We start from the raw sequence: 24,344 nt of genomic DNA on the forward strand, positions 1-24,344 counted from the left end.
CGAGGTCCGCCGGTCCTTCCTCAGCCCGGAGTCGTACGTCGGTCCGCGCCTGCTCCCGGCTCGGTCGAGAGCCCCGGTTGCAGCCGTCGGCTGACGCGGGCCAGCCCTCTCCCCGCTCAGCCGTGCGCCGGCCACGCTCCCCGCAGTGGGAAACCCGTCCCCTGTGCGTCCGCCAGCGCTGGGCGGCCCGGCGTTCGTCGTCAACCCGTCCTCAGTTCAGCAGAGTTGCGCTGCGCGCACAGGGGTGACCTGCTGTGTCGGGCGGTCAGGTTGCGGGCGCACCTTGTCGTTTGACCCTGACGTGGCGGCAGGGTGGACCCTTGGGTGGGGCCGGAGGAGGAGGTGACCCCGAGAGTCGCTCCGTCTGGCGGGTGACTCCCCCTAGGGGTGTCTCCCCCTTACGGGTCGGGGAGGGGTCGTACCGACGGAGGACGAGACGGACCCCCTCTGCTCCTTAACCTGGCTTTACGCCACGGGGGAGGGCCAACCCCACGGGGGGAAGGTGGGGTTAACCCCCCGCCAGGACGGGTCCGGGCACCAGCGCGCCGGACCGGTCCACGCCGACAGACTTGGCGGCGCAGGCCCACGAGCCACCGGCTCACCAGCTCACCTGCACGACCGTGAACCGCGGGACGCACCCCGCACCCGGGGCGCCCACGCGTTCCGTTCCTTGACCGACATAGGAGACATACCGTGACTTCGGCTGTGACCATTCCCAGGGACGGGGGCACTGGAGGGCGTACGGCCGTAGCCGCGCGGGCGCGGCAGGTCGTGAAGGCGTACGGGTCGGGGGAGACCCGTGTCGTCGCTCTCGACCACGTCGACGTGGACATCGCCCGCGGCCACTACACCGCGATCATGGGCCCCTCGGGGTCCGGCAAGTCCACCCTGATGCACTGCCTCGCCGGTCTCGACACCGTCACGTCCGGGCAGATCTACCTGGACGAGACCGAGATCACCGGCCTGAAGGACAAGAAGCTCACCAAGCTGCGCCGGGACCGCATCGGGTTCATCTTCCAGGCGTTCAACCTGCTGCCGACGCTCAACGCGCTGGAGAACATCACGCTGCCCATGGACATCGCCGGGCGCAAGCCCGACAAGGAGTGGCTGGACCGCGTCGTCGAGACCGTCGGCCTCGCCGGCCGGCTCAAGCACCGCCCCACCCAGCTCTCCGGCGGCCAGCAGCAACGCGTCGCCGTGGCAAGGGCGCTGGCGGCCCGACCGGAGATCATCTTCGGTGACGAGCCGACCGGAAACCTCGACTCGCGCGCCGGCGCCGAAGTCCTCGGCTTCCTGCGCCGCTCCGTGGACGAGCTCGGCCAGACCATCGTGATGGTCACCCACGACCCGGTGGCCGCCTCCTACGCCGACCGCGTCCTCTACCTCGCCGACGGCAGGATCGTCGACGAGATGCACCAGCCGACCGCCGACCAGGTCCTGGACCGGATGAAGGACTTCGACGCCCGGGGGCGCACGTCATGACCGTCCTGAAGACCTCGATGCGCAACTTCTTCGCGCACAAGGGACGCATGGCCCTGTCGGCCGTGGCGGTCCTGCTGTCGGTGGCCTTCGTCTGCGGAACGCTGGTGTTCACCGACACGATGAACACCACCTTCGACAAGCTGTTCGCGGCCACCTCCTCCGATGTGACGGTGAGCGCGCAGAACGCCTCCGACACCGGTGAGACCACCTCCGCCAACGGCAGACCGCCGGTCATGCCGGACAGCGTCCTCACCAAGGTTCGCGCGGCGGCCGGCGTGAAGTCGGCGGAGGGCTCCGTCTTCTCGACCTCCGTCACCGTCGTCGACGCCGACAAGGACGACCTGTCGCCGTCCAGCGGCGCCCCCACCATCGTCGGCAGCTGGAGCGCCAACGAGGCCCGCACCATGAAGATCACCGAGGGTGCGGCGCCGCAGGGCCCCGGTCAGATCATGGTCGACGCGGACACCGCCGACCACCACGGCCTGAAGCTCGGCGACGAGCTCGGCGTGATCACCGCGGTCGGCACGCACACCTCGAAGATCTCCGGCATCGCCGCCTTCGAGGTCACCAACCCCGGTGCCGCGGTGTTCTACTACGACACCAGGACCGCCCAGCAGACGCTGGTCGGCAAGCCGGGCGTCTTCACCAACGTCAGCGTCACGGCCGCGGCCGGAGTGAGCGACGACCAGCTGAAGAAGGACGTCGCGGCCGCGATCGGCGGCCAGTACAAGGTGCAGACCGCCAAGGAGGCCGCCGACGCCAACCGCAAGGACGTCGGGGAGTTCCTCAACGTCATGAAGTACGCGATGCTCGGCTTCGCCGGGATCGCCTTCCTCGTCGGCATCTTCCTGATCATCAACACCTTCTCCATGCTGGTCGCCCAGCGCACCCGCGAGATCGGCCTGATGCGCGCCATCGGCTCCTCCCGCAAGCAGGTCAACCGCTCGGTCCTCGCCGAGGCGCTGCTGCTCGGCGTCGTCGGCTCGATCCTCGGCGTCGGCGCGGGCGTCGGCATCGCCGTCGGCCTGATGAAGCTCATGGGCATGACCGGCATGAACCTGTCCACGGACGATCTGACGGTGGCCTGGACGACCCCGGTCGTCGGCATAGCCCTCGGCGTGATCGTCACCGTCCTCGCCGCCTACCTGCCCGCCCGCCGCGCCGGCAAGGTCTCCCCGATGGCCGCCCTGCGGGACGTGGGCGCCCCCGCCGACGCCAAGTCCGGCCGGATCCGCGCCGTCGTCGGCGCCGTCCTCACCGCCGGCGGAGGCCTCTGCCTCTACCTGGCCACCGCAGCCGCCAAGGCGAGCGAGGGCTCGCTGTGGCTCGGTCTCGGCGTGGTCCTCACCCTGATCGGCTTCGTCGTCATCGGCCCGCTGCTCGCCAGCGGCGTGGTGCGGGTCCTCGGCGCGATGCTGCTGCGGGTCTTCGGCCCGGTCGGCCGGATGGCCGAGCGCAACGCCCTGCGCAACCCGCGCCGCACCGGCGCCACCGGCGCCGCCCTGATGATCGGCCTCGCCCTGGTCGCCTGTCTGTCGGTGGTCGGCTCCTCCATGGTCGCCTCCGCGACCGACCAGCTCGACAAGACCGTCGGCACGGACTTCATCATCCAGAACGACCGGGGCCAGCTCATCACCCCGCAGGCGGTCCAGGCCGTCAAGGCGGCGCCGGGACTGGAACGCGTCACCGAGTACAAGATCCTCGACGTCGACCTCAAGACCCCCGACGGCACGACGGCCAAGAAGGAGACGCTCAACGCCGCCGACCCGTCCTACGCGAAGGACCTGAACGTCGAGACCGTCGCCGGCGACCTCGCCGACGCCTACAAGCCCGACTCGATGTCCGTGTTCGAGGGATTCGCCGAGGACCACGGTCTCAAGCTCGGCTCGAAGGTCGACGTGGCCTTCAAGGACGGCGGCAGGGCGGCGCTCACGGTCCGCGCGATCACCAGCGACGAGATGGTGGTCGACAAGGGCGCGATGTACGTGTCGATCGCGACGGTCGCCAAGTACGTGCCCGCCGACCGGATGCCGCTGGACACGCTGGTCTTCGCCACCGCCAAGGAGGGGCAGCAGGACGCCGCCTACAAGGCGCTGAAGTCGTCCATGCACGCGTACCCGCAGTACAAGGTCCGCGACCAGACCGACTACAAGCAGGCCCTGAAGGACCAGATCGGCCAGCTGCTCAACCTGATCTACGGCCTGCTGGCGCTCGCGATCATCGTCGCGGTCCTGGGCGTGGTGAACACCCTGGCCCTGTCGGTGGTGGAGCGCACCCGGGAGATCGGCCTCATGCGGGCCATCGGCCTCTCCCGCCGCCAGCTGCGCCGCATGATCCGCCTGGAGTCGGTCGTCATCGCCCTCTTCGGCGCGCTGCTCGGCCTGGGCCTGGGCATGGGCTGGGGCGCCACCGCCCAGCAGCTCCTCGCCCTGGAGGGGCTGAAGGTCCTGGACATCCCCTGGCCGACGATCATCGGGGTCTTCCTCGCCTCGGCCTTCGTGGGTCTGTTCGCGGCCCTGATCCCGGCCTTCAGGGCAGGACGCATGAACGTCCTGAACGCCATCGCGACCGACTGACCGACGAACCACTCCCGACCCCGGCACCGAGGAGCCACGGGGGGCTCCTCGGCGCCGGGGTTTCCGCTGCCCGCACGGGGCGGATCCCCCTGCCCGCACCCCACCCGTCGTCCACAGCCCCCGCACACCACCCCGCCCCGACGTACCCTGGAACACCCCCGGCCCGTGACACGAGTCGGGCCCTTCGCGTTGATCATCAACTCGCCTCGGACCCCCGGACGGAAAACCCCCTCCATGAGCCTGCACGGTCTGCTCGACGCCGTACTCAAGGACCCCGCCCTCGCGGAAGCGATCCCCGCGGCCGCAGACGGCAACCGCATGCACGTCGACCTGGTCGGCCCCCCGGCGGCCCGCCCCTTCGCCATCGCTGCCCTCGCGCGCGAGACGACCCGCACGGTCCTCGCCGTCACCGCGACCGGCCGCGAGGCCGAGGACCTGGCCGCCGCCCTGCGCTCCCTGCTGCCCCCGGACGGCGTCGTGGAGTACCCCTCCTGGGAGACGCTCCCGCACGAACGCCTCAGCCCCCGCAGCGACACCGTCGGCCGCCGCCTCGCCGTCCTGCGCCGGCTGGCCCACCCCAGCCCCGACGACCCCGAGACCGGCCCGGTGTCCGTCGTCGTCGCCCCCGTCCGCTCGGTGCTGCAACCGCAGGTCAAGGGCCTCGGCGACCTGGAACCGGTCGCCCTGAGGTCGGGGCGGACCGCCGACCTGAACGAGACGGTCGAAGCCCTCGCCGCAGCCGCGTACACGCGCGTGGAGCTCGTCGAGAAGCGCGGCGAGTTCGCCGTGCGCGGCGGCATCCTCGACGTGTTCCCGCCCACCGAGGAACACCCCCTGCGCGTCGAGTTCTGGGGCGACGACGTCGAGGAGATCCGCTACTTCAAGGTCGCCGACCAGCGCTCCCTCGAAGTCGCCGAACACGGACTGTGGGCCCCGCCCTGCCGTGAGCTCCTCCTCACCGACGACGTCCGCGCACGCGCGCGTGCCCTCGCCGAACAGCACCCCGAACTCGGCGAACTGCTCGGCAAGATCGCCGAGGGCATCGCCGTCGAGGGCATGGAGTCCCTCGCCCCGGTCCTCGTCGACGACATGGAGCTGCTCCTCGACGTCCTGCCCAAGGGCGCGATGGCCGTCGTCTGCGACCCGGAGCGGGTCCGCACCCGCGCCGCCGACCTGGTGGCGACCTCGCAGGAGTTCCTCCAGGCGTCCTGGGCGGCCACCGCCGGCGGAGGCGAGGCGCCGATCGACGTCGGCGCGGCCTCCCTGTGGTCGATCGCCGACGTCCGCGACCGCGCGCGCGAGCTGGACATGATGTGGTGGTCGGTGTCGCCGTTCGCCGCCGACCTCGAACTGGAGGACGACACCCTCGAGTTCGGCATGCACGCCCCCGAGACCTACCGCGGCGACACCGCGAAGGCGCTCGCCGACACCAAGGGCTGGCTCGCCGACGGCTGGCGGGTCGTCTTCGTCACCGAGGGCCACGGCACGGCGTCCCGCACGGTGGAGGTGCTCGGCGGCGAGGGCGTCGCCGCCCGCCTCGACGGCGACCTGACCGAGCTGACCCCCTCCGTCGTCCACGTCTCCTGCGGCTCGATCGACCACGGCTTCGTCGACGCGGCGCTGCGGCTCGCCGTCCTCACCGAGACCGACCTGTCGGGCCAGAAGGCGGCCGGCAAGGACGGCGCGCGCATGCCCGCCCGCCGCAGGAAGACCATCGACCCGCTCACCCTGGAGACGGGCGACTACATCGTCCACGAGCAGCACGGCGTGGGCCGCTACATCGAGATGGTGCAGCGCACCGTGCAGGGCGCCACCCGCGAGTACCTCGTCGTGGAGTACGCACCCGCCAAGCGCGGCCAGCCCGGCGACCGCCTCTACATCCCCACCGACCAGCTGGAGCAGATCACCAAGTACGTCGGCGGCGAGGCCCCCACCCTGCACCGCCTCGGCGGCGCGGACTGGACGAAGACCAAGGCGCGCGCGAAGAAGGCCGTCAAGGAGATCGCCGCCGACCTCATCAAGCTCTACAGCGCCCGCATGGCCGCCCCCGGCCACGCCTTCGGCGCGGACACCCCCTGGCAGCGCGAACTGGAGGACGCCTTCCCCTACGCGGAGACGCCCGACCAGCTCACCACCATCGCCGAGGTCAAGGACGACATGGAGAAGACGGTCCCCATGGACCGCCTGATCTGCGGCGACGTCGGCTACGGCAAGACGGAGATCGCGGTCCGCGCCGCGTTCAAGGCCGTCCAGGACGGCAAGCAGGTCGCCGTCCTCGTCCCGACCACGCTCCTGGTCCAGCAGCACTTCGGCACCTTCAGCGAGCGCTACTCCCAGTTCCCGGTGAACGTGCGGGCGCTGTCCCGGTTCCAGACCGACACCGAGGCGAAGGCCGTCCTCGAGGGCCTGCGCGAAGGCTCCGTGGACGTCGTCATCGGCACCCACCGCCTGTTCTCGTCCGAGACGAAGTTCAAGGACCTGGGCCTGGTCATCGTCGACGAGGAGCAGCGCTTCGGCGTCGAGCACAAGGAGCAGCTGAAGAAGCTCCGCGCCAACGTCGACGTCCTGACCATGTCCGCCACGCCCATCCCGCGCACCCTGGAGATGGCGGTCACCGGCATCCGCGAGATGTCGACGATCACCACGCCCCCGGAGGAGCGCCACCCGGTGCTCACCTTCGTCGGCCCCTACGAGGAGAAGCAGATCGGCGCGGCCATCCGGCGTGAACTGCTGCGCGACGGCCAGGTCTTCTACATCCACAACCGGGTCGAGTCCATCGACCGCGCGGCCGCCAGGCTGCGGGAGTTCGTCCCCGAGGCGCGGATCGCCACCGCGCACGGACAGATGTCGGAGGCGGCGCTGGAGCAGGTCGTCGTCGACTTCTGGGAGAAGCGGTTCGACGTGCTCGTCTCGACGACGATCGTCGAATCGGGCATCGACATCTCCAACGCCAACACGCTGATCGTGGAGCGCGGCGACACCTTCGGCCTGTCCCAGCTGCACCAGCTGCGCGGCCGGGTCGGCCGCGGCCGGGAGCGCGGCTACGCCTACTTCCTCTACCCGCCGGAGAAGCCGCTGACGGAGACCGCGCACGAACGGCTCGCCACCATCGCCCAGCACACCGAGATGGGCGCGGGCATGTACGTGGCGATGAAGGACCTGGAGATCCGCGGCGCGGGCAACCTCCTGGGCGGCGAGCAGTCCGGCCACATCGCGGGCGTCGGCTTCGACCTGTACGTCCGCATGGTCGGCGAGGCGGTCGCCGACTACCGGCGTCAGCTGGAGACCGGCGGGATCGAGGAGGAGCCGCCGCTGGAGGTCAAGATCGAGCTGCCCGTCGACGCGCACGTCCCGCACGACTACGCGCCCGGCGAGCGGCTGCGCCTGCAGGCGTACCGCGCGATCGCCTCCGCGAACTCCGAGGACGACGTCAAGGCCGTCCGCGAGGAACTCGTCGACCGCTACGGCAAGTTGCCCGAGCCGGTGGAGAACCTGCTGCTGGTGGCGGGGCTGCGGATGCTGGCCCGGGCGTGCGGCGTCGGCGAGATCGTCCTCCAGGGCGCCAACATCCGCTTCGCGCCGGCGGAGTTGAGGGAGTCGCAGGAGCTGCGGCTCAAGAGGCTGTACCCGGGCTCGGTCATCAAGCCGGCCGCCCACCAGCTCCTCGTGCCCCGCCCGAAGACGGCGAAGGTCGGCGGCAAGCCGCTGGTCGGACGCGAACTGCTGGGCTGGGTCGGGGAGTTCCTGGCCACCGTGCTCGGGTCGTAGCCTGCGGCGTCGGGCCGGGGAGCCGTCGGCTCTCCGGCCCGGGGTGCGGGGCGTGACGCTAAGGCTGCTGCTCGGGCGGGCGCTCCTCGTCCATGCCGAGCCGCCGGTGCGCCTGCTGCTGCGCCGAGTCGATCTGCGACTCGTACTTGTCGCCCGTCCTCTCGTCGGCCTTCTGTTCGGCGGTGTCGGACATCTGCTTCGCCTTGTCCCGCCCATGGCCCTTGAACCTGTCGAAGATGCCCATGGAGGAACTCCTTCCGGAGGTGACTCACCCTCGACGATAGGCACCCCCGACCCGGAATGCCCACTTGTGAGACGCATGGTCTGAACCTGTCCCGCCGGTGCTGTCAGCCGCTCGCCTACGGTGTACGCGCGAGCGTCGGGGGAATCCGCCCCTGTGCGGGGCGGTGACGGGCCAGGGCGATGGGGAGGGGCGCACGTGAGGCGTCTGAGGGGCGGGACGGCGAATCAGGCTGTGACCAAAGGCGTCGGCGGACGGGCGGTGGGCGGCGCGGCGCTGGCGCTCGCGGCACTGCTGACGGGCTGCTCGCAACTCGCCGACGGCAGCGGTGTGCCGGGCGCGACCGCGTCGGACACCGCCGGCGGCGCGGGCGGCGGCTCCGCGGCCCACGGGACCAGCCCCCTCACCGACCCCGACGGCACGAAACCGGGTCTGGGGGCGCTCACCTCCGCCCGGGACAAGGCGACGGCGCGCACCCTGATCGCCAAGGTGCCCACCAAGGGACGCGGCCCCAAGACCGGCTACGACCGGGACGAGTTCGGCCACGCCTGGATGGACACGGCCGACGGGGTGCCGCTGGCGAGGAACGGGTGTGACACACGGAACGACCTGCTCAAGCGCGACGGTCAGGACGTCGCGTTCCGCAAGGGCTCCGACTGCGTCGTCGTGTCGATGAACCTCTACGACCCGTACACCGGCAAGGACATCGCCTGGAAGAAGGCGAAGGCCGCCGAGGTGCAGATCGACCATGTCGTGCCGCTGTCGTACGCCTGGCAGATGGGCGCCGCCCGCTGGGACGAGAAGAAGCGGCAGCGGCTGGCCAACGACGTGCTCAACCTGCTGCCGGTGTCCGGCCCCACGAACTCCGCCAAACGGGACGCGGGGCCGGCGACCTGGCTGCCGCCGAGCAAGGTGATCCGCTGCGCGTACGCGGTGCGGTTCGCGCAGGTGGCGCTGAAGTACCAACTGCCGGTGACCACCGCGGACAAGACCGCGATGCTCGCCCAGTGCGGAGCCTGAGCCGAGGGCGGACCGGCGGAACCGGGCGACGTTCCCGACCTGGCGGAAATCCCTTTTCCCGGCGGCGGAGGCCGCCCCTACGGTTGCCTCATGGAACTGAAGATCTCCTCCATCGCCGAGCACCCCGAGATGCTGGACCCGGTGTTCGACATGCCCGACACCTGGCCGGAGTTCACCACCCAGGACCTCGTCGGCAACGCCCACTACGGGCGGATCCCCGAGGAGTTCCCTGAGTACGTGCTGTTCGCGCAGGACGAGCGGGGCGAGGTCGTCGCCCACGCCTTCAGCGTGCCGTTCGCCCTCGGCGCCGAGGGACGCGGCGAACTGCCCGCCCGGGGCTGGGACCAGGTGCTGCTGTGGGCCTTCTCCGACCGGAGGCGCGGGGTGACGCCGGACACGGTCAGCGCGATCTCCATCGTGATCGCCCCGCACGCCCAGGGAAAGGGCCTCTCCCGGATCATGCTCGAGGCGATGCGGGAGAGCGCCCGCGCCAAGGGCTTCACCGAGGTGGTCGCCCCGGTCCGCCCCAACGCCAAGCACCGCGAACCGCGCACCCCCGTCGAGGAGTACGCGCACCGGGTGCGGGAGGACGGGCTGCCGTACGACCCGTGGCTGCGCGTGCACGCCCGGGCCGGCGCGCGCATCGAGCGGATCGCGCCGGCGTCGATGACGGTGGCCGCCTCGCTGGCGGAGTGGCGCCGCTGGACCGGCCTGCCCTTCGACGCCGAGGGAGACGTCGAGGTGCCCGGCGCGCTGGTGCCCGTACGCTGCGAGCCGGCACGCGACCACGCGGTGTACGTCGAGCCCAACGTGTGGATGCGGCACCCGCTGTGAGCGTCCGCCGGGCCTACCGTCCGTACGGAGTGCCCGGCTGGTACGGGTAGCCGGGGCCGGGGCCGGGGCCGGCGGCGGCATAGGCCGGCGCCTTCGGGTCGAACACCGCGAACAGCAGCATGCACGTGGCCGTCACCCAGGTCACGAAGAGCGCGATCCCCAGGAACGGGTCACCGGTGGGCCGGTCGTTCGTGCTCGACAGCCACGGAATCGTCACCGCCTCGTACAGCGCAAAGGCGGCGAGGGCGCCCCAGTCCGAGGGGCGGCCCCGGCGGATCGCCACGTACAGGAACGGCACCCACGCCAGCAGGCCCAGCGAGAGCCACACCAGGGCACTCCAGGCCAGCCGCTGGAACCAGCCGCCCTCCAGCCGCTTCTCCGGTCTCGTCGTCGTCGCCGTGCTCATATCGCCCCCCAGGTAGCCAGACGGCAAGGTTAGAGCACGCCCGGGGCATGATTGGGTCTCCTGTTCTCTACTGTGACCTGAGACAGAAGCAGATCGACTTTGGGGTGGGGATGGCGGAGCACCGGCAGTCCAGGAAGCGCAGATACATCACATGGGGAGTCGCCGGCGCCGCCGTCGTCGCCGGGGCGGGCATCGCCGCCCAGACCTCCATGGCGGCCACCGTCTGGCCCGCCCAGAAGACCTACACCGGCCGCGCCTTCGACACCTGCACGGCCCCCTCCCTCGCCGCGATGAAGGCCTGGAAGACCACGAACTACTACGGCGCCGCCGCCGTCTACGTCGGCGGCAAGAACCGCGGCTGCGCCCAGCCCAACCTCACCGCGTCCTGGGTGAAGTCGGTCAACGCCGCCGGCTGGAAGCTCATCCCGATCTACGTCGGCGCCCAGCCGTACTGCCAGACCGGCTCCAGCCCCGAGAAGCTCACCGCCGCCACCGCCGCCTCCCTCGGCGCCCAGGACGCCACGGACGCCGTGGCCAAGGCCGGCGCGCTCGGCATGAAGGCCGGCAGCGCGATCTACCTCGACATGGAGCCGTACGACATCACCAACAAGGCGTGCAACGACGCCGTGCTGACGTACGTCCGCTCCTTCAGCAAGACGCTGCGCGCGAAGACCTACCGCGCCGGCTACTACGGCTTCAGCAGCTCCAGCGCCAAGGCGGTCGCCACGGCCGCCGACAAGACGGACCTGCCGGGCAACCTCTGGTACGCGCTGTGGGACAACAAGGAGACGACCACCGCCGACTGGCCCTGGGCCGCCACCCAGTTCACCAACCACAGCCGCGCCCACCAGTACATGGTCAACAGCAAGGAGACCCGCGCCGGTTACACGATCACCGTGGACCGCAACTCCTGGGACGCCCCGGTGGCGATCGTCGGCTGAGCCCCCCTGAGGGACCGTGCCGCGCGGCGGTGCCGTAAGTCCCGGTGAATCGTTGGTCGAATGGGTTGGCCACAGCCCCGCCACTGCCTACCATCGATCACCGCAAGACTTTGTGCACCGTCGCACAATCTCCTCGGGAGGCTTCCTTGCACAGCCGCCGTCGTCGCACCGCGCTCCTGCTGTCCGCCGCGATCGTCGCGGCGGGCCCCCTCCTCACCGCCTGCGGCAACGAGGCGCACCCCGGTGCGGCGGCCGTCGTCGGCGGGCAGCGGATCTCCGTCTCCCAGCTGGAGGAACGGGTCGACGAGGTCCGCGCCGCCCAGCGCGCCGCCGTCCCCGACGACGCCCGGTACGCCCAGGTCGTCGCCCGGACCGGCACCCTCGCCCGGGACACCCTGCACGGCATGATCCTCGACCAGGTGCTGCACCGCGCCGCCGCGGACGCGGGCGTCACCGTCTCCCGCAAGGAGGTCCAGGCGATGCGGGCCGGTCTGGAACAGCAGGCCGGCGGCGCGAAGGGGCTGGAGACGACGTGGCTCCAGCAGTACGGCATCCCTCCGCAGCGCCTCGACGACAACCTGCGGCTCCAGCTGGAGGCGCAGAAGCTCGCCGCCCGGCTCGGCGCGGACACCAGTCAGCCCGCCTTCTGGAAGGCGCTGTCGAAGGCTTCCCAGGACCTCGGCGTCGACCTCAACCCGCGCTACGGCGACTGGGACGTGCAGAAGGTCAGCCGCGTCGACGCCAAGACGCCGTGGGTGCGCGACGTCACGGCGGCCGGGGCACGGCAGACGACCTGACCCCGGGCGGGGCACGGCTGAGGCCATGAGGGCGCCCGTCGGTCGGCGGACGGATCGTCGGATCGTCGTACGGCCGCCTGTGGACGACTCGGGGAGATGTCGGCGGCGTGGGTTACGTTCGGGGTGTGAACGCGATCAGCAGCTCCGCAGCGGCCTCCCAGGGCGGTCCCGACTCGTCCCCGGGCCGGGTCGTCCTGCTCACCACCAGCCACCGCGTGGCCCCCGGCCTGCTGTCCTGGCCGGCCTGGGAGGCCCTGCGCACGGCCGACCGCGTGCTGTGCGCGGACGGCGCCCACCCCCAGCTGCCGTACCTGCGCGAGGCGGGCGTGGTGGTCGAGGAGGCGTCCCCCACCGCGGAGGAGCTCGTCGCCGCCTGCGCCGGCGGGCACACGGCCGTGGTCGTCGCCACCGGCGAGGGCGAGCCCGCGCTCACCGACGGACTGGCCCGGCTGGCGGGCTCCGGCCGCCTCGCGATGCCGGAGCTGGAGCTGCTGCCCGCCTCCTACGACCTCCCCGGCGCGCGCCTCCTGGACCTCGTCCAGGTCATGGACCGCATCCGCGCCGAGTGCCCGTGGGCCTCCCGCCAGACCCACAAGGGCCTGGCCAAGTACGGCATCGAGGAGGCGTACGAACTCGTCGAGGCCATCGAGGACGGCGACCGGGACGAGCTGCGCGAGGAACTGGGCGACGTCCTTCTCCAGGTCGTCTTCCACGCGCGGATAGCCGAGGAGGACGAGGAGGAGCCCTTCTCCGTGGACGACGTGGCGGCCACGATCGTCGCCAAGCTCATCCACCGCCACCCCCATGTCTTCGGCGACGCCACGGCGGCGACCCCGGAGGAGGTCAAGGCGCACTGGATGCGCACGAAGGCGGTCGAGAAGCGGCGAGAGTCGGTGACGGACGGCGTCCCCCTCCATCAGCCGGCCCTGGCCCTCGCGGCCAAACTGGCGTCCCGGGTGCGCTCGGCCGGCCTGGAGGTCCCCCTGCCCGCCACCGGGGGCATCGGCTACGAACTGCTGGCCCTGGCCGCCCGGGCAGAAGCAGAGGGCACCGACCCGGAAGCCTCCCTACGAGCGGCCGCCCGCACCTACCGGGAGGCCATCCGCACGACAGAGGGCTTGCGGGACTGACGGAGGGGGCGGCTCCCCCGGGGCCGGTCGGCCCGCTCGTCGACCTCGTGTCGCGGTCGTGCGCCGTGCCGATACCGTCGTGAGGTGAGCAGCCAGACCGATTCGTTCGTTTCCGGGCCCGGGCCCGTTCCGGAGCTTTTCAGCTGGGAGTTCGCCAGCGACCCCTACCCCGCCTACGCCTGGTTGCGGGAGCACGCGCCGGTGCGGCGGACCCGGCTGCCCAGCGGGGTGGAGGCGTGGCTGGTCACCCGGTACGCCGACGCCAAGCAGGCCCTCGCCGACCAGCGGCTCTCCAAGAACCCCGCGCACCACGCCGAGCCCGCCCACGCCAAGGGCAAGACCGGCATCCCCGGTGAGCGCAAGGCCGAGTTGATGACGCACCTGCTGAACATCGACCCGCCGGACCACACCCGGCTGCGGCGTCTCGTCAGCAAGGCGTTCACCCCCCGCCGGGTCGCGGAGTTCGCGCCCCGCGTCCAGGAGCTCACCGACGACCTCATCGACCGGTTCGCGGCGCGGGGGAGCGCCGACCTCATCCACGACTTCGCCTTCCCGCTGCCCATCTACGCCATCTGCGACCTGCTGGGCGTCCCCCGCGAGGACCAGGACGACTTCCGGGACTGGGCGGGGATGATGATCCGGCACGGCGGGGGGCCGCGCGGCGGAGTCGCGCGGTCGGTGAAGAAGATGCGCGGCTATCTCGCCGAGCTCATCCACCGCAAACGCGAGGCCCTCACACCGGAACCCGTCCCCGGCGAGGACCTCATCTCCGGTCTCATCCGCGCCTCCGACCACGGCGAGCACCTCACCGAGAACGAGGCCGCCGCCATGGCGTTCATCCTCCTGTTCGCCGGGTTCGAGACCACCGTGAACCTGATCGGGAACGGCACCTACGCCCTGCTCACCCACCCCGGTCAGCGCCACCGCCTGCAGGACTCCCTCGCCGCGGGCGACCGCGCCCTGCTGGAGAACGGCGTGGAGGAACTCCTGCGCTACGACGGCCCGGTGGAGCTCGCCACCTGGCGGTTCGCCACCCGCCCGCTCAGCATCGGCGGCCAGGACATCGCCGCCGGCGATCCCGTCCTCGTCGTCCTCGCCGCGGCCGACCGCGATCCGGAACGCTTCACCGAACCCGACACCCTCGACCTGAGCCGCCGTGACAACCAGCACCTCGGCTACGGCCACGGCATCCACTACTGCCTCGGCGCGCCCCTCGCACGGCTGGAGGGGCAGACCGCGCTGGCGACCCTCCTCACCCGTCTCCCCGACCTCCGACTGGCCGTGGAACCCGAGGAGTTGAGGTGGCGCGGCGGCCTCATCATGCGCGGACTGCGCACCCTCCCCGTGGAGTTCACCCCGGTCGAACGGTGACTCCGCGAAGACCTCGCGCCGGCTCCCAAACCTGATGGCGTGTGACCGGATTGCGAAACGAAGGTGACCGATTCTCAACTCTGTGATCTTCACGTGATCTACGCGGCATTAACTTGTGACAAGCGATCGTCTGCCGATACGTTCACTCGTCAACGCGGCGACCCTCTTTCGCTCGCCGCGAGGGCACTGCTGTCTCGAGAAAGGCGTTCGCATGCTCACCGGGAACGGTCGTCACCGTCGCCCCCGCCAGGCCCCGGCCCTCATCGTCGCGGCCGGTGTGACCGGCTCCGCCATCGCCATCCCCCTGCTCGGCGCCTCGGCGGCGAGCGCGGCCGACGGCACCGTGTGGGACCGGGTGGCGGAGTGCGAGAGCGGCGGCTCCTGGAGCGCGAACCAGGGCGGCGGCGAGTACGGCGGTCTGTCGCTCAGTCAGGAGGACTGGGACAAGTACGGCGGGAGCGACTACGCCTCGCGTCCCGACCTGGCCAGCCGCAACCAGCAGATCGCCGTCGCCCAGAAGGTCCTCGCCGGCGAGGGTGTGGGCGCGTGGGGCACCTGCGGCCTGACCTCCGGGCTCACCGCCGACGCGGCCACGGGCGACGTGGACACCGGCCTCGCGGACGACTCGTCCGACTCCTCGATCACCTCCGGCCTGGCCGACCTCTCCAGAGGCTCCGGTTCCTCGGGCTCCTCCCAGGAGTCCGGCAGCGGCTCCGCCGGATCGGAGAAGAGTGCGGGTGATTCGCAGTCTTCGCCCTCCGTGTCACCTTCGTCTCCTTCCTCCCCTTCGTCCAGTTCATCCGAATCGCCCTCCCCTGCGGGTGACGGCTCGTCGAAGCCGGGCAGCGCGGCCGGCTCCGGTGGGGCACAGGCGGGTGACAGCTCGCCCACCGAGTCCCCGAAACTGGACGAGTCGGACAAGTCCGGTCAGGATGCCGGTTCCTGGAGCCTCGTCGACACCGGCTCCCTCACCGCGGGCTCCGCCGACGCCGAGGCGCCCGGCGCCGACGCCCTCGGCTCCGGACGCCACCGCGGCTCCACCGCGGAGGAGAGTGCCGGCGACACCACCCCCTCCTCCGGCCGCCACGCCGCCAATCCCCTCGGCGCCGCGGGCACCTACACCGTCCGCGACGGCGACTCCCTGGACTCCATCGCCGACTCCCTTGGCGTCGACGGCGGATGGCGCGCCCTCTACGACGCCAACCGGGACTCCATCGGCGCCGACCCGGCCGACATCGCACCCGGTCAGACCCTGGTCACCGTGGTCGGCTGACCCGGCGGAGGAGTGGATCAAGAGGGCCGAAAACCCCCCGAAACGGGGGGAGTTCACGTCACATTTCGCTCATAAATGTCCGTTTCGGTGAAAGTGTGGGATGAGTCTCAGAGGCCCCTCTCGTCTTTGATATTCCGTCGGTTCCGTGCCTACGGTCGTGACCGCTCGGCAACCCGAGCCCCGGCTGCCGCTACGCCGAATCCTGCCGACGGCCGCCCGGGAACAGTCGTCGCATCATGCGCCGCGGGCAGGAGCGGGGGACCCAAGGTAAGCGCCGGGCCCAGCGGTTCAGCTGGATCCGGCTAGGGGTGAAGCCACGCCTCCGACGGAGGAGTGGCCGGGCAACCCAACCGGCCCGAACCCGACAGCTCACCTCGTAGGCGTCGGTGAGGGGATCCACCATGCTGTTTTCCGCCAAGGGCAAGCACCGTCGTCCCGCCAAGGCCACCCGTGCCGCCGCGCTGGCCGGTGTCACCGGCGTCGCCATCGCCGCCCCGCTGATGGCCGCGGGCAACGCCTCCGCCGCCACCTCCTCCGAGTGGGACGCCGTCGCCCAGTGCGAGTCGGGCGGCAACTGGTCCATCAACACCGGCAACGGCTACTACGGCGGGCTGCAGTTCTCCGCCTCCACCTGGTCCGCGTACGGCGGCACGCAGTACGCCTCCACCGCCGACAAGGCGAGCAAGTCGCAGCAGATCCAGGTCGCCGAGAAGGTCCTGTCGAGCCAGGGCAAGGGCGCATGGCCGGTCTGCGGCAAGGGCCTGTCCGGCGCCGCGTACACCGGCGGCTCCTCCGGCAGCGGCTCCGGTTCCGGCTCCTCCGGCAGCGGTTCCGGCTCCTCGGACTCGGGCAGCCGCTCCACCGAGAAGCAGAGCGCCTCCCGCTCGACCGAGCGTCCGGCCGTCAAGAGCCAGAAGACGGTCACCACGCCGACCGGCGAGAAGGTCAAGAAGGGCGACGGCGAGTACAAGGTCGTCGAGGGCGACACCCTGAGCACCATCGCCACCAAGCAGAAGGTCGCCGGCGGCTGGGCCAAGCTCTTCGAGCTGAACAAGGACATCGTCGAGGACGCCAACCTCATCTACCCGGGCCAGCAGCTTCACCTGAAGTGACGCCCGGCTCCGGCCGAAGCCGCAGCGTCCTCACGAGCGAGGCCCGCACACCCGGGGCCTCGTGAGGGCCGCCCCCGTCCCCACAGGCTCCCCGCCCCGGTGCGTTCTCCCCCGTACGCACCGGGGCGGGGTTCGTTCTTCCCGCCGCCGGGCGTTCTCCCGGTGTTCGCCCGCCTTCCTCGCCACCCCTCTTTGTTCCGGCCGGGAACAATGTGTACCGTCTGTCTGTCCACGGGACGGTCGGTCGGCTGCCGACGGCCCCGGGGCGGTTAGGCTCTAGTCGAACCAGCGTCACATCCCATGAAGGAGATGCTCGTGCCGTCCATCGACGTCGTCGTAGCCCGGGAAATCCTGGACTCCCGAGGCAACCCCACGGTCGAGGTCGAGGTCGGCCTCGACGACGGCAGCACGGGTCGTGCCGCCGTCCCCTCCGGCGCTTCCACCGGCGCCTTCGAGGCCGTCGAACTCCGCGACGGTGACCCCGACCGCTACCTCGGCAAGGGTGTCGAGAAGGCCGTCCTCGCCGTCATCGAGCAGATCGGCCCCGAGCTCGTCGGCTACGACGCCACCGAGCAGCGCCTGATCGACCAGGCCATGTTCGACCTGGACGCCACCGACAACAAGGGCTCCCTCGGCGCCAACGCCATCCTCGGCGTCTCCCTCGCCGTCGCCCACGCCGCCTCCGAGGCCAGCGACCTGCCGCTGTTCCGCTACCTGGGCGGCCCCAACGCGCACCTGCTGCCGGTGCCGATGATGAACATCCTGAACGGCGGCTCGCACGCCGACACCAACGTGGACATCCAGGAGTTCATGATCGCCCCGATCGGCGCGGAGTCCTTCTCCGAGGCCCTGCGCTGGGGCGCCGAGGTCTACCACACCCTCAAGAAGGTGCTGAAGCGCAAGGGCCTGAGCACCGGCCTCGGCGACGAGGGCGGCTTCGCCCCGAACCTGGACTCCAACCGTGCCGCCCTCGACCTCATCCTCGAGGCCGTCAAGGAGGCCGGCTACACCCCCGGCGAGCAGATCGCCCTGGCGCTCGACGTCGCCGCCTCCGAGTTCTACAAGGACGGCGTCTACGTCTTCGAGGGCAAGGAGCGCTCCGCCGCCGAGATGACCGACTACTACGCCGAGCTCGTCGAGGCGTACCCGCTGGTCTCCATCGAGGACCCGCTGTTCGAGGACGACTGGGAGGGCTGGAAGACCATCACCGAGCGCCTCGGCGACAAGGTCCAGCTCGTCGGCGACGACCTGTTCGTCACCAACCCCGAGCGCCTCGCCCGCGGCATCGAGGAGGGCGCCGCCAACGCCCTGCTGGTCAAGGTGAACCAGATCGGCTCGCTGACCGAGACCCTCGACGCCGTCGAGCTCGCCCAGCGCAACGGCTTCAAGTGCATGATGTCCCACCGCTCCGGCGAGACCGAGGACGTCACCATCGCCGACCTCGCCGTCGCCGTGAACTGCGGTCAGATCAAGACCGGCGCCCCGGCCCGCTCGGACCGCGTCGCCAAGTACAACCAGCTGCTGCGCATCGAGGAGATCCTCGACGACGCCGCGGTGTACGCCGGCCGCAGCGCCTTCCCCCGGTTCCGCTTCACGAACTGAGACGCGGCCACGGCCTGACGTCCTCATCAGGCAGCGTCGTACGTACGTCCCCGTACCCGGTCCCGTACCGTGTGCGGGGACGTACGCGCGTGTGACGCGGGACGGAACACGTGCCACGCGGGACGAGACGGGAGGCGGGGACATGTCCGTGAGGGACCGGGACCGGTTCTCCACCACGACCAGGATCAGGCTGCTCGGCGAGCAGACGGCGGCCCGTGTCTACCGCTCGCAGACCAAACGGCAGGCCCGCCGCTCCCGCCTCACCGGCCGCGCCGCCCTGCTCGCGCTCGTCCTGTGCTCGCTCGTGGTGGCCCTCGCCTACCCGATGCGCCAGTACGTCTCCCAGCGCGCCGAGATCGCCGACCTCCAGCGCGAGCGGGAGCAGGCCCGGCAGCGGGTGGAGGAACTGCGCGACCTCAAGGCACGGTGGCAGGACGACGCCTATGCCGAGCAGCGGATCCGGGAGCGGCTGCACTACGTGATGCCGGGGGAGACGGGCTTCGTCGTCATCGACCCGGGCGCCGCCAGGAAGTCCCGTACCGACCTCGGCGCCGCCGACCGCCCCTGGTACTCGAACGTCTGGGACGGGGTCGACAAGTCCGACGCCGCCGACCAGTGAATGACCGATAGAAAGACAGTCATGGAAACGCCCCCGCCGACCACCGAGCGCACCGAGCCCACCGACGCGGACGTCGAGGCCTTCCGGCAGCAGCTCGGACGCCCGCCGCGCGGTCTGCGCGCGATCGCCCACCGCTGCCCCTGCGGGCAGCCGGACGTCGTCGAGACGGCCCCCCGTCTGCCCGACGGCACGCCCTTCCCGACGCTGTACTACCTGACGTGCCCCAAGGCGAACTCCGCGATCGGCACGCTGGAGGCGAACGGCGTGATGAAGGAGATGACGGAGCGGCTGGGGACGGACCCGGAGCTCGCCGCCGCCTACCGGGCCGCGCACGAGGACTACGTCCGGCGGCGCGACGAGATCGAGGAGCTGAAGGGCTTCCCGAGCGCGGGCGGCATGCCGGACCGGGTGAAGTGCCTGCACGTCCTCGTGGCGCACTCGCTGGCCGCGGGCCCCGGGGTGAACCCGCTCGGGGACGAGGCGCTGGCGATGCTGCCCCAGTGGTGGGCCAAGGGCGCCTGCGTGACGCTGCCGGAGCCGCCGTCCGGCGAGGGGGAGGCCCAGTGAGCCGCGTCGCCGCCGTCGACTGCGGTACGAACTCGATCCGGCTGCTCGTCGCCGACGCGGACCCCGCGAGCGGTGAACTCGTCGAGCTGGACCGGCGTATGACGATCGTCCGCCTCGGGCAGGGCGTCGACCGCACCGGCCGGCTGGCGCCCGAGGCGCTGGAGCGGACCTTCGCCGCGTGCCGGGAGTACGCGGCGGTGATAAAGGAGCACGGCGCCGAGCGGCTGCGCTTCGTCGCCACCTCCGCCTCCCGTGACGCCGAGAACCGGGACGAGTTCGTGCGCGGGGTGCTGGACATCCTCGGTGTGGAGCCGGAGGTCATCTCCGGCGACCAGGAGGCGGAGTTCTCCTTCACCGGGGCGACGCGGGAACTGACGGGCCGTGACGACCTGGCGAGGCCCTACCTGGTGGTGGACATCGGCGGCGGCTCGACGGAGTTCGTGGTCGGCGACGACCGGGTGCGGGCGGCGCGTTCGGTGGACGTCGGCTGTGTGCGGATGACCGAGCGGCACCTCGTGGTGGACGGCGCGGTCAGCGACCCGCCCACCGCGGAGCAGATCGCGGCGATACGCGCCGACATCGAGGCCGCGCTCGACCTCGCCGAGGAGACGGTCCCGCTGCGCGAGGCGCGCACGCTGGTGGGTCTGGCGGGCTCGGTGACGACGGTGTCGGCGATCGCGCAGGAGCTGCCGGAGTACGACTCGGCGGCCATCCACCACTCCCGTGTCCCGCGTGAGCGGGTCCGCGAGATCGCCGAGTGGCTGCTGCGCTCCACCCACGCCGAGCGCGCGGCCGTCCCGTCGATGCACCCGGGCCGGGTGGACGTCATCGCCGCCGGCGCCCTGGTACTGCTCTCGATCATGGACCGGATCGGAGCGGAGGAGGTCGTGGTGAGCGAGCACGACATCCTCGACGGCATCGCATGGTCGGTGGCCTGAGCCGAACCGTGCCCGCGAGGGGGTTGCGGCGACGCTGCCGTGGCACTCTGCTGAGCAGTGCGGACAACGTTTGAGCGGGTCGAAGGGGCTCTTCGGAGCCCCTTTTCCGCACTCCGGGGAGCCGCCCCGAAAAACTTCGTGAAGTTCTTCACAAGGAAATGGGGCCGGTGGGAGCGTGGATCGACCCCGGTTGGCCCTTCCGGGGGCCCAACGGCCCTGTGAACATGTTCAAAAGGCGCGTGGGTGGACGTTTCGCGAAGGGCTGGAGGAGGGGTGTTTCGGACGGCTCACCCGGGCCGTTCACCATCGGAGAGGCAGCTCACGCGGCATTGACAACGGTGCGGGGTGCCTGCTGGTTCCCCTTCGCCGCCATGATCTGGATCACGTGGGCCGCGGAGGATAGCACACACCCTGAGCGAGCTTGTGAAGGGGCGCACGAGCTACCCCCCTGAGGCGGGTGGATACTCGATGGCATGAGCACCACGGAGCGTCCCAGGATCCTCGTAGTAGGCGGTGGGTACGTAGGCCTGTACGCAGCTCGGCGCATCCTCAAGAAGATGCGCTACGGCGAGGCGACCGTCACGGTCGTCGACCCCCGGTCGTACATGACCTACCAGCCCTTCCTCCCCGAAACCGCCGCCGGCAACATCTCCCCGCGGCACGTCGTCGTCCCGCTGCGACGCGTGCTGCCCAAGGCGGAGGTCCTCACCGGCCGCGTCACCACCATCGACCAGGACCGCAAGGTCGCCACGATCGCCCCCCTCGTCGGCGAGGCGTACGAGCTGCCCTTCGACTACCTGGTCGTCGCGCTCGGCGCGGTCTCCCGCACCTTCCCGATCCCCGGCCTCGCCGAGCAGGGCATCGGCATGAAGGGCATCGAGGAGGCCATCGGCCTGCGCAACCACGTCCTGGAGCAGCTCGACAAGGCCGACTCGACCAACGACGAGGAGATCCGCCGCAAGGCGCTCACCTTCGTCTTCATCGGCGGAGGCTTCGCCGGTGCGGAGACGATCGGCGAGGTCGAGGACATGGCCCGCGACGCGGCCAAGTACTACAAGAACGTGTCCCGTGAGGACATGCGCTTCATCCTCGTGGACGCCGCCGACAAGATCCTCCCCGAGGTCGGCCCCAAGCTCGGCCAGTACGGCAAGGAGCACCTGGAGGGCCGCGGTGTGGAGGTCTACCTCTCCACCTCGATGGACTCCTGCGTCGACGGCCACGTCGTCCTGAAGAACGGACTGGAGGTCGACTCCAGCACGATCGTGTGGACCGCGGGCGTCAAGCCCAACCCGGTCCTCGGCCGCTACGGCCTGCCGCTCGGCCCGCGCGGTCACGTCGACTGCGCGCCGACGCTCCAGGTGCAGGGCACCGACTACATCTGGGCCGCCGGCGACAACGCCCAGGTCCCGGACGTCGCCGCCCGCAAGGCCGGCGTGGAGAACGCCTGGTGCCCGCCGAACGCGCAGCACGCGCTGCGCCAGGCCAAGGTGCTCGGCGACAACGTGGTCTCCGGCATGCGGGGCTTCCCGCAGAAGGAGTACTCGCACTCCAACAAGGGCGCGGTTGCGGGTCTCGGCCTGCACAAGGGCGTCGCGATGATCGTCATGGGCAAGATGAAGATCAAGCTCAAGGGCCGGCTGGCGTGGTACATGCACCGCGGCTACCACGGCCTGGCGATGCCGACGTGGAACCGGAAGATCCGTGTCTTCGCGGACTGGACCCTCGGCATGTTCCTCAAGCGTGAGGTCGTCGCCCTCGGCGCGCTGGAGTCCCCGCGCGAGGAGTTCTACGAGGCCGCGAAGCCGGCCCCGGTCGCAGCGCCCCCCAAGCAGGAGAAGACCGAGGTCAAGGCTTCCTGACCCCGCACACCCCCGAAAGGGCCGCCCGCCATCCGTGGTGCGGGCGGCCCTTCCGCATACCCCCTCCGGGGACGTGCCCCGGGCACCGCAGCCCCCACCGAGCCCGGCGGCCCGGTGGGGACTACGCCCCCCGCCGGGCTGCGGGGCGCAGCTCGACGGAGGGGCGCGTTCTGCGTCCGGGCGAGTCGGACGGGCGGGAATCTGCGCGACGGGCGGAGCGCCTGCCGGGGGTGTGGGGCGTGGCCCCACGGAGGGTACGGTCCACGTCCGAGCGAGTCGGGCGGGTGGGTGGGCAAAAATCTGCGCAACCGGGGGGCGTCCGCAGGGGGTGTGGGGCGTAGCCCCGCGGGGGGTGCCATCCATGTCCGAGCGAGGCGGGTGGGTGGGTGGGCAAAAAACTTCACAACCGGCGGAGCCAACCGCTGGCACACAGCCCCCCAAGTGCTTTCGTGGTGTCAGGACATTCCGGGATCACCCCTCACGGAGGTGTGCATCATGGCTGACGCCGCCCCGCGGCTCCACGCCCTCGTCGAACAGTTGCTGGCCGCCCCCTTCCGGCTCCGCATCCGCGCCTGGGACGGTTCGCAGGCCGGCCCGCCCGACGCGCCGACCCTCGTCGTACACAACCGCAGGGCCCTGCGCCGTTTCCTGTTCAAGCCGGGCGAACTGGGCCTGGCCCGCGCCTGGGTGGCCGGAGACCTGGAGATCGAGGGCGACCTCTACACCGCCCTGGAACGCATCTCCGGCCCCGTCTGGCAGCGGGACGAGGACGCGAGACCCCTCACCGAGGCCCTGCGCGACCCCCGCTTCCGCGAGGCCGTCCGCGGTCTGTTCGCACTCGCCGGCCCGCCGCTGCCGCCCGCCCCGCCGCCGGAGGAGGTCCGCCGCCCCGGCCACCTCCACACCCGCCGCTCCGACCGCCGCGCCATCAGCCACCACTACGACGTGGGCAACGACTTCTACGAACTCGTCCTCGGCCCGTCCATGGTGTACTCCTGCGCCTACTGGGATTCCCCCGAGCGATCCCCCGAGGTCACGCTGGAGCGGGCCCAGCACGACAAGCTCGAACTCGTCTGCCGCAAGCTCGCCCTGACGCCCGGTCAGCGGCTGCTGGACGTCGGCTGCGGCTGGGGCTCGATGGCGATCCACGCGGCGCGCGAGCACGGCGTGCGCGTCGTCGGCGTCACGCTCTCCCGGGAGCAGGCGACCTACGCCCGCAAGCGCGTCGCGGACGCCGGCCTCACCGACGTGGTCGAGATCCGCGTCCAGGACTACCGCGACGTCACCGACGGCCCGTACGACGCGATCTCGTCCATCGGCATGGCCGAGCACGTCGGAGCGGAGAAGTACCTGGAGTACGCGGCCGCCCTGCACACGCTCCTGCGCCCCGGCGGGCGGCTGCTCAACCACCAGATCGCCCGCCGCCCCCAGCAGGACGAGAGCGAATACCGCCTCGACGCCTTCATCGACGCCTACGTCTTCCCCGGCGGCGAGCTCTCCCCCGTCGGCACCACGGTCACCCACCTGGAACGCGCCGGCTTCGAGGTCCGTGACGTGGAGTCGATCCGCGAGCACTACGCCCTCACCCTGCGCCGCTGGGTCGCCAACCTGGACGCGGGATGGTCGCGGGCCACCGCCCTGACCAGCCCCGGCCGGGCCCGCGTCTGGCTCCTCTACATGGCGGCGTCCGCCCTCGCGTTCGAGCGCAACCGCATCTCCGTCAACCAGGTCCTGGCCGTCCGCACCCCGGACTCCGGCGCCTCCGGCATGCCCCTGCGCGCCCGCACCTGGAACTGACGGCGCGGGGA

The 24,344-nt window shown here is 71.3% G+C and carries 19 protein-coding genes and 1 riboswitch; of the genes, 17 read left to right on the forward strand and 2 right to left on the reverse strand.

All coding sequences use genetic code 11. The annotated features are described in order from the left end of the window. Nucleotides 1–693 precede the first annotated feature (693 nt). The 3 genes from ACFYXA_RS23700 to mfd all read left to right on the forward strand — a co-directional run bounded on the left by ACFYXA_RS23700 (nt 694) and on the right by mfd (nt 7,826). Nucleotides 694–1,482: an ABC transporter ATP-binding protein gene (locus ACFYXA_RS23700; protein ID WP_351098331.1), complete on the forward strand. Its 789-nt coding sequence runs from the start codon at nt 694–696 to the stop codon at nt 1,480–1,482. After that, nucleotides 1,479–4,058, forward strand: coding sequence for an ABC transporter permease (locus ACFYXA_RS23705; RefSeq protein WP_389035986.1), 2,580 nt, complete (start codon nt 1,479–1,481; stop codon nt 4,056–4,058). Before ACFYXA_RS23700 ends, ACFYXA_RS23705 begins: the two co-directional genes overlap by 4 nt. Before the next feature lie 234 nt (nt 4,059–4,292). Further along, a complete protein-coding gene (mfd, locus tag ACFYXA_RS23710) occupies nt 4,293–7,826 on the forward strand; it encodes a transcription-repair coupling factor (RefSeq protein WP_389035989.1) in 3,534 nt (1,177 codons plus the stop codon). Nucleotides 7,827–7,884: 58 nt separating this feature from the next. On the opposite strand, the gene ACFYXA_RS23715 is transcribed toward mfd, so the two are convergent. After that, nucleotides 7,885–8,070, reverse strand: a complete 186-nt coding sequence (locus ACFYXA_RS23715; RefSeq protein WP_352247766.1) for an antitoxin — start codon at nt 8,068–8,070, stop codon at nt 7,885–7,887. A gap of 231 nt (nt 8,071–8,301) precedes the next feature. Here ACFYXA_RS23715 and ACFYXA_RS23720 point away from each other — a divergent pair, with 231 nt between their 5' ends. Together ACFYXA_RS23720 and ACFYXA_RS23725 are read left to right on the forward strand one after the other, a co-directional pair. Continuing rightward, on the forward strand, nt 8,302–9,087 hold the full coding sequence (locus ACFYXA_RS23720) for an HNH endonuclease family protein (RefSeq protein ID WP_352247765.1): 786 nt from the start codon (nt 8,302–8,304) through the stop codon (nt 9,085–9,087). Between the two features lie 90 nt (nt 9,088–9,177). Further along, nucleotides 9,178–9,921, forward strand: coding sequence for a GNAT family N-acetyltransferase (locus ACFYXA_RS23725; protein WP_352247764.1), 744 nt, complete (start codon nt 9,178–9,180; stop codon nt 9,919–9,921). Between the two features lie 13 nt (nt 9,922–9,934). Here ACFYXA_RS23725 and ACFYXA_RS23730 read toward each other — a convergent pair whose 3' ends face one another. Then, nucleotides 9,935–10,327 (reverse strand): hypothetical protein, encoded by a 393-nt coding sequence (locus ACFYXA_RS23730; protein ID WP_389035994.1) that lies wholly within the window; start codon nt 10,325–10,327, stop codon nt 9,935–9,937. A 110-nt stretch (nt 10,328–10,437) separates the two neighbouring features. On the opposite strand from ACFYXA_RS23730, the gene ACFYXA_RS23735 reads away from it, so the two are divergent. The 12 genes from ACFYXA_RS23735 to ACFYXA_RS23790 all read left to right on the forward strand — a co-directional run bounded on the left by ACFYXA_RS23735 (nt 10,438) and on the right by ACFYXA_RS23790 (nt 24,333). After that, nucleotides 10,438–11,268: a glycoside hydrolase domain-containing protein gene (locus tag ACFYXA_RS23735; protein WP_389035997.1), complete on the forward strand. Its 831-nt coding sequence runs from the start codon at nt 10,438–10,440 to the stop codon at nt 11,266–11,268. Between the two features lie 146 nt (nt 11,269–11,414). Then, nucleotides 11,415–12,065 (forward strand): SurA N-terminal domain-containing protein, encoded by a 651-nt coding sequence (locus tag ACFYXA_RS23740; RefSeq protein WP_389036000.1) that lies wholly within the window; start codon nt 11,415–11,417, stop codon nt 12,063–12,065. Between the two features lie 125 nt (nt 12,066–12,190). Beyond that, the gene (locus ACFYXA_RS23745) at nt 12,191–13,195 is read left to right on the forward strand and encodes a nucleoside triphosphate pyrophosphohydrolase (RefSeq protein WP_389036003.1); all 1,005 of its coding nucleotides are present in this window, start codon (nt 12,191–12,193) and stop codon (nt 13,193–13,195) included. Between the two features lie 84 nt (nt 13,196–13,279). Beyond that, complete coding sequence (locus ACFYXA_RS23750; RefSeq protein WP_389036006.1) at nt 13,280–14,566, forward strand: cytochrome P450; 1,287 nt, start codon at nt 13,280–13,282, stop codon at nt 14,564–14,566. Between the two features lie 211 nt (nt 14,567–14,777). Continuing rightward, complete coding sequence (locus ACFYXA_RS23755) at nt 14,778–15,839, forward strand: transglycosylase family protein (RefSeq protein WP_389036009.1); 1,062 nt, start codon at nt 14,778–14,780, stop codon at nt 15,837–15,839. Nucleotides 15,840–16,068: 229 nt separating this feature from the next. Further along, nucleotides 16,069–16,237: riboswitch (cyclic di-AMP (ydaO/yuaA leader) on the forward strand. 3 nt (nt 16,238–16,240) lie between these two features. Continuing rightward, the gene (locus tag ACFYXA_RS23760; RefSeq protein WP_389036013.1) at nt 16,241–16,951 is read left to right on the forward strand and encodes a transglycosylase family protein; all 711 of its coding nucleotides are present in this window, start codon (nt 16,241–16,243) and stop codon (nt 16,949–16,951) included. 315 nt (nt 16,952–17,266) lie between these two features. Next, nucleotides 17,267–18,553, forward strand: a complete 1,287-nt coding sequence (gene eno / locus ACFYXA_RS23765) for a phosphopyruvate hydratase (RefSeq protein ID WP_130442670.1) — start codon at nt 17,267–17,269, stop codon at nt 18,551–18,553. 142 nt (nt 18,554–18,695) lie between these two features. Then, nucleotides 18,696–19,172, forward strand: coding sequence for a septum formation initiator family protein (locus ACFYXA_RS23770; RefSeq protein WP_130442447.1), 477 nt, complete (start codon nt 18,696–18,698; stop codon nt 19,170–19,172). 21 nt (nt 19,173–19,193) lie between these two features. Next, nucleotides 19,194–19,739 carry a DUF501 domain-containing protein gene (locus ACFYXA_RS23775; RefSeq protein WP_351098345.1) on the forward strand — a complete coding sequence of 182 codons (546 nt, stop codon included), beginning with the start codon at nt 19,194–19,196 and terminating at the stop codon, nt 19,737–19,739. Then, the gene (locus ACFYXA_RS23780; RefSeq protein ID WP_389036016.1) at nt 19,736–20,677 is read left to right on the forward strand and encodes an exopolyphosphatase; all 942 of its coding nucleotides are present in this window, start codon (nt 19,736–19,738) and stop codon (nt 20,675–20,677) included. Before ACFYXA_RS23775 ends, ACFYXA_RS23780 begins: the two co-directional genes overlap by 4 nt. Nucleotides 20,678–21,150: 473 nt before the next feature. Further along, on the forward strand, nt 21,151–22,536 hold the full coding sequence (locus ACFYXA_RS23785) for an NAD(P)/FAD-dependent oxidoreductase (RefSeq protein WP_352247755.1): 1,386 nt from the start codon (nt 21,151–21,153) through the stop codon (nt 22,534–22,536). Between the two features lie 495 nt (nt 22,537–23,031). After that, entirely contained in the window at nt 23,032–24,333 is a 1,302-nt protein-coding gene (locus tag ACFYXA_RS23790) for a class I SAM-dependent methyltransferase (protein WP_389036019.1), read from the forward strand. Nucleotides 24,334–24,344: the final 11 nt, after the last annotated feature.

Source organism: Streptomyces sp. NPDC002566, assembly GCF_042889585.1.
Lineage (GTDB): Bacteria > Actinomycetota > Actinomycetes > Streptomycetales > Streptomycetaceae > Streptomyces.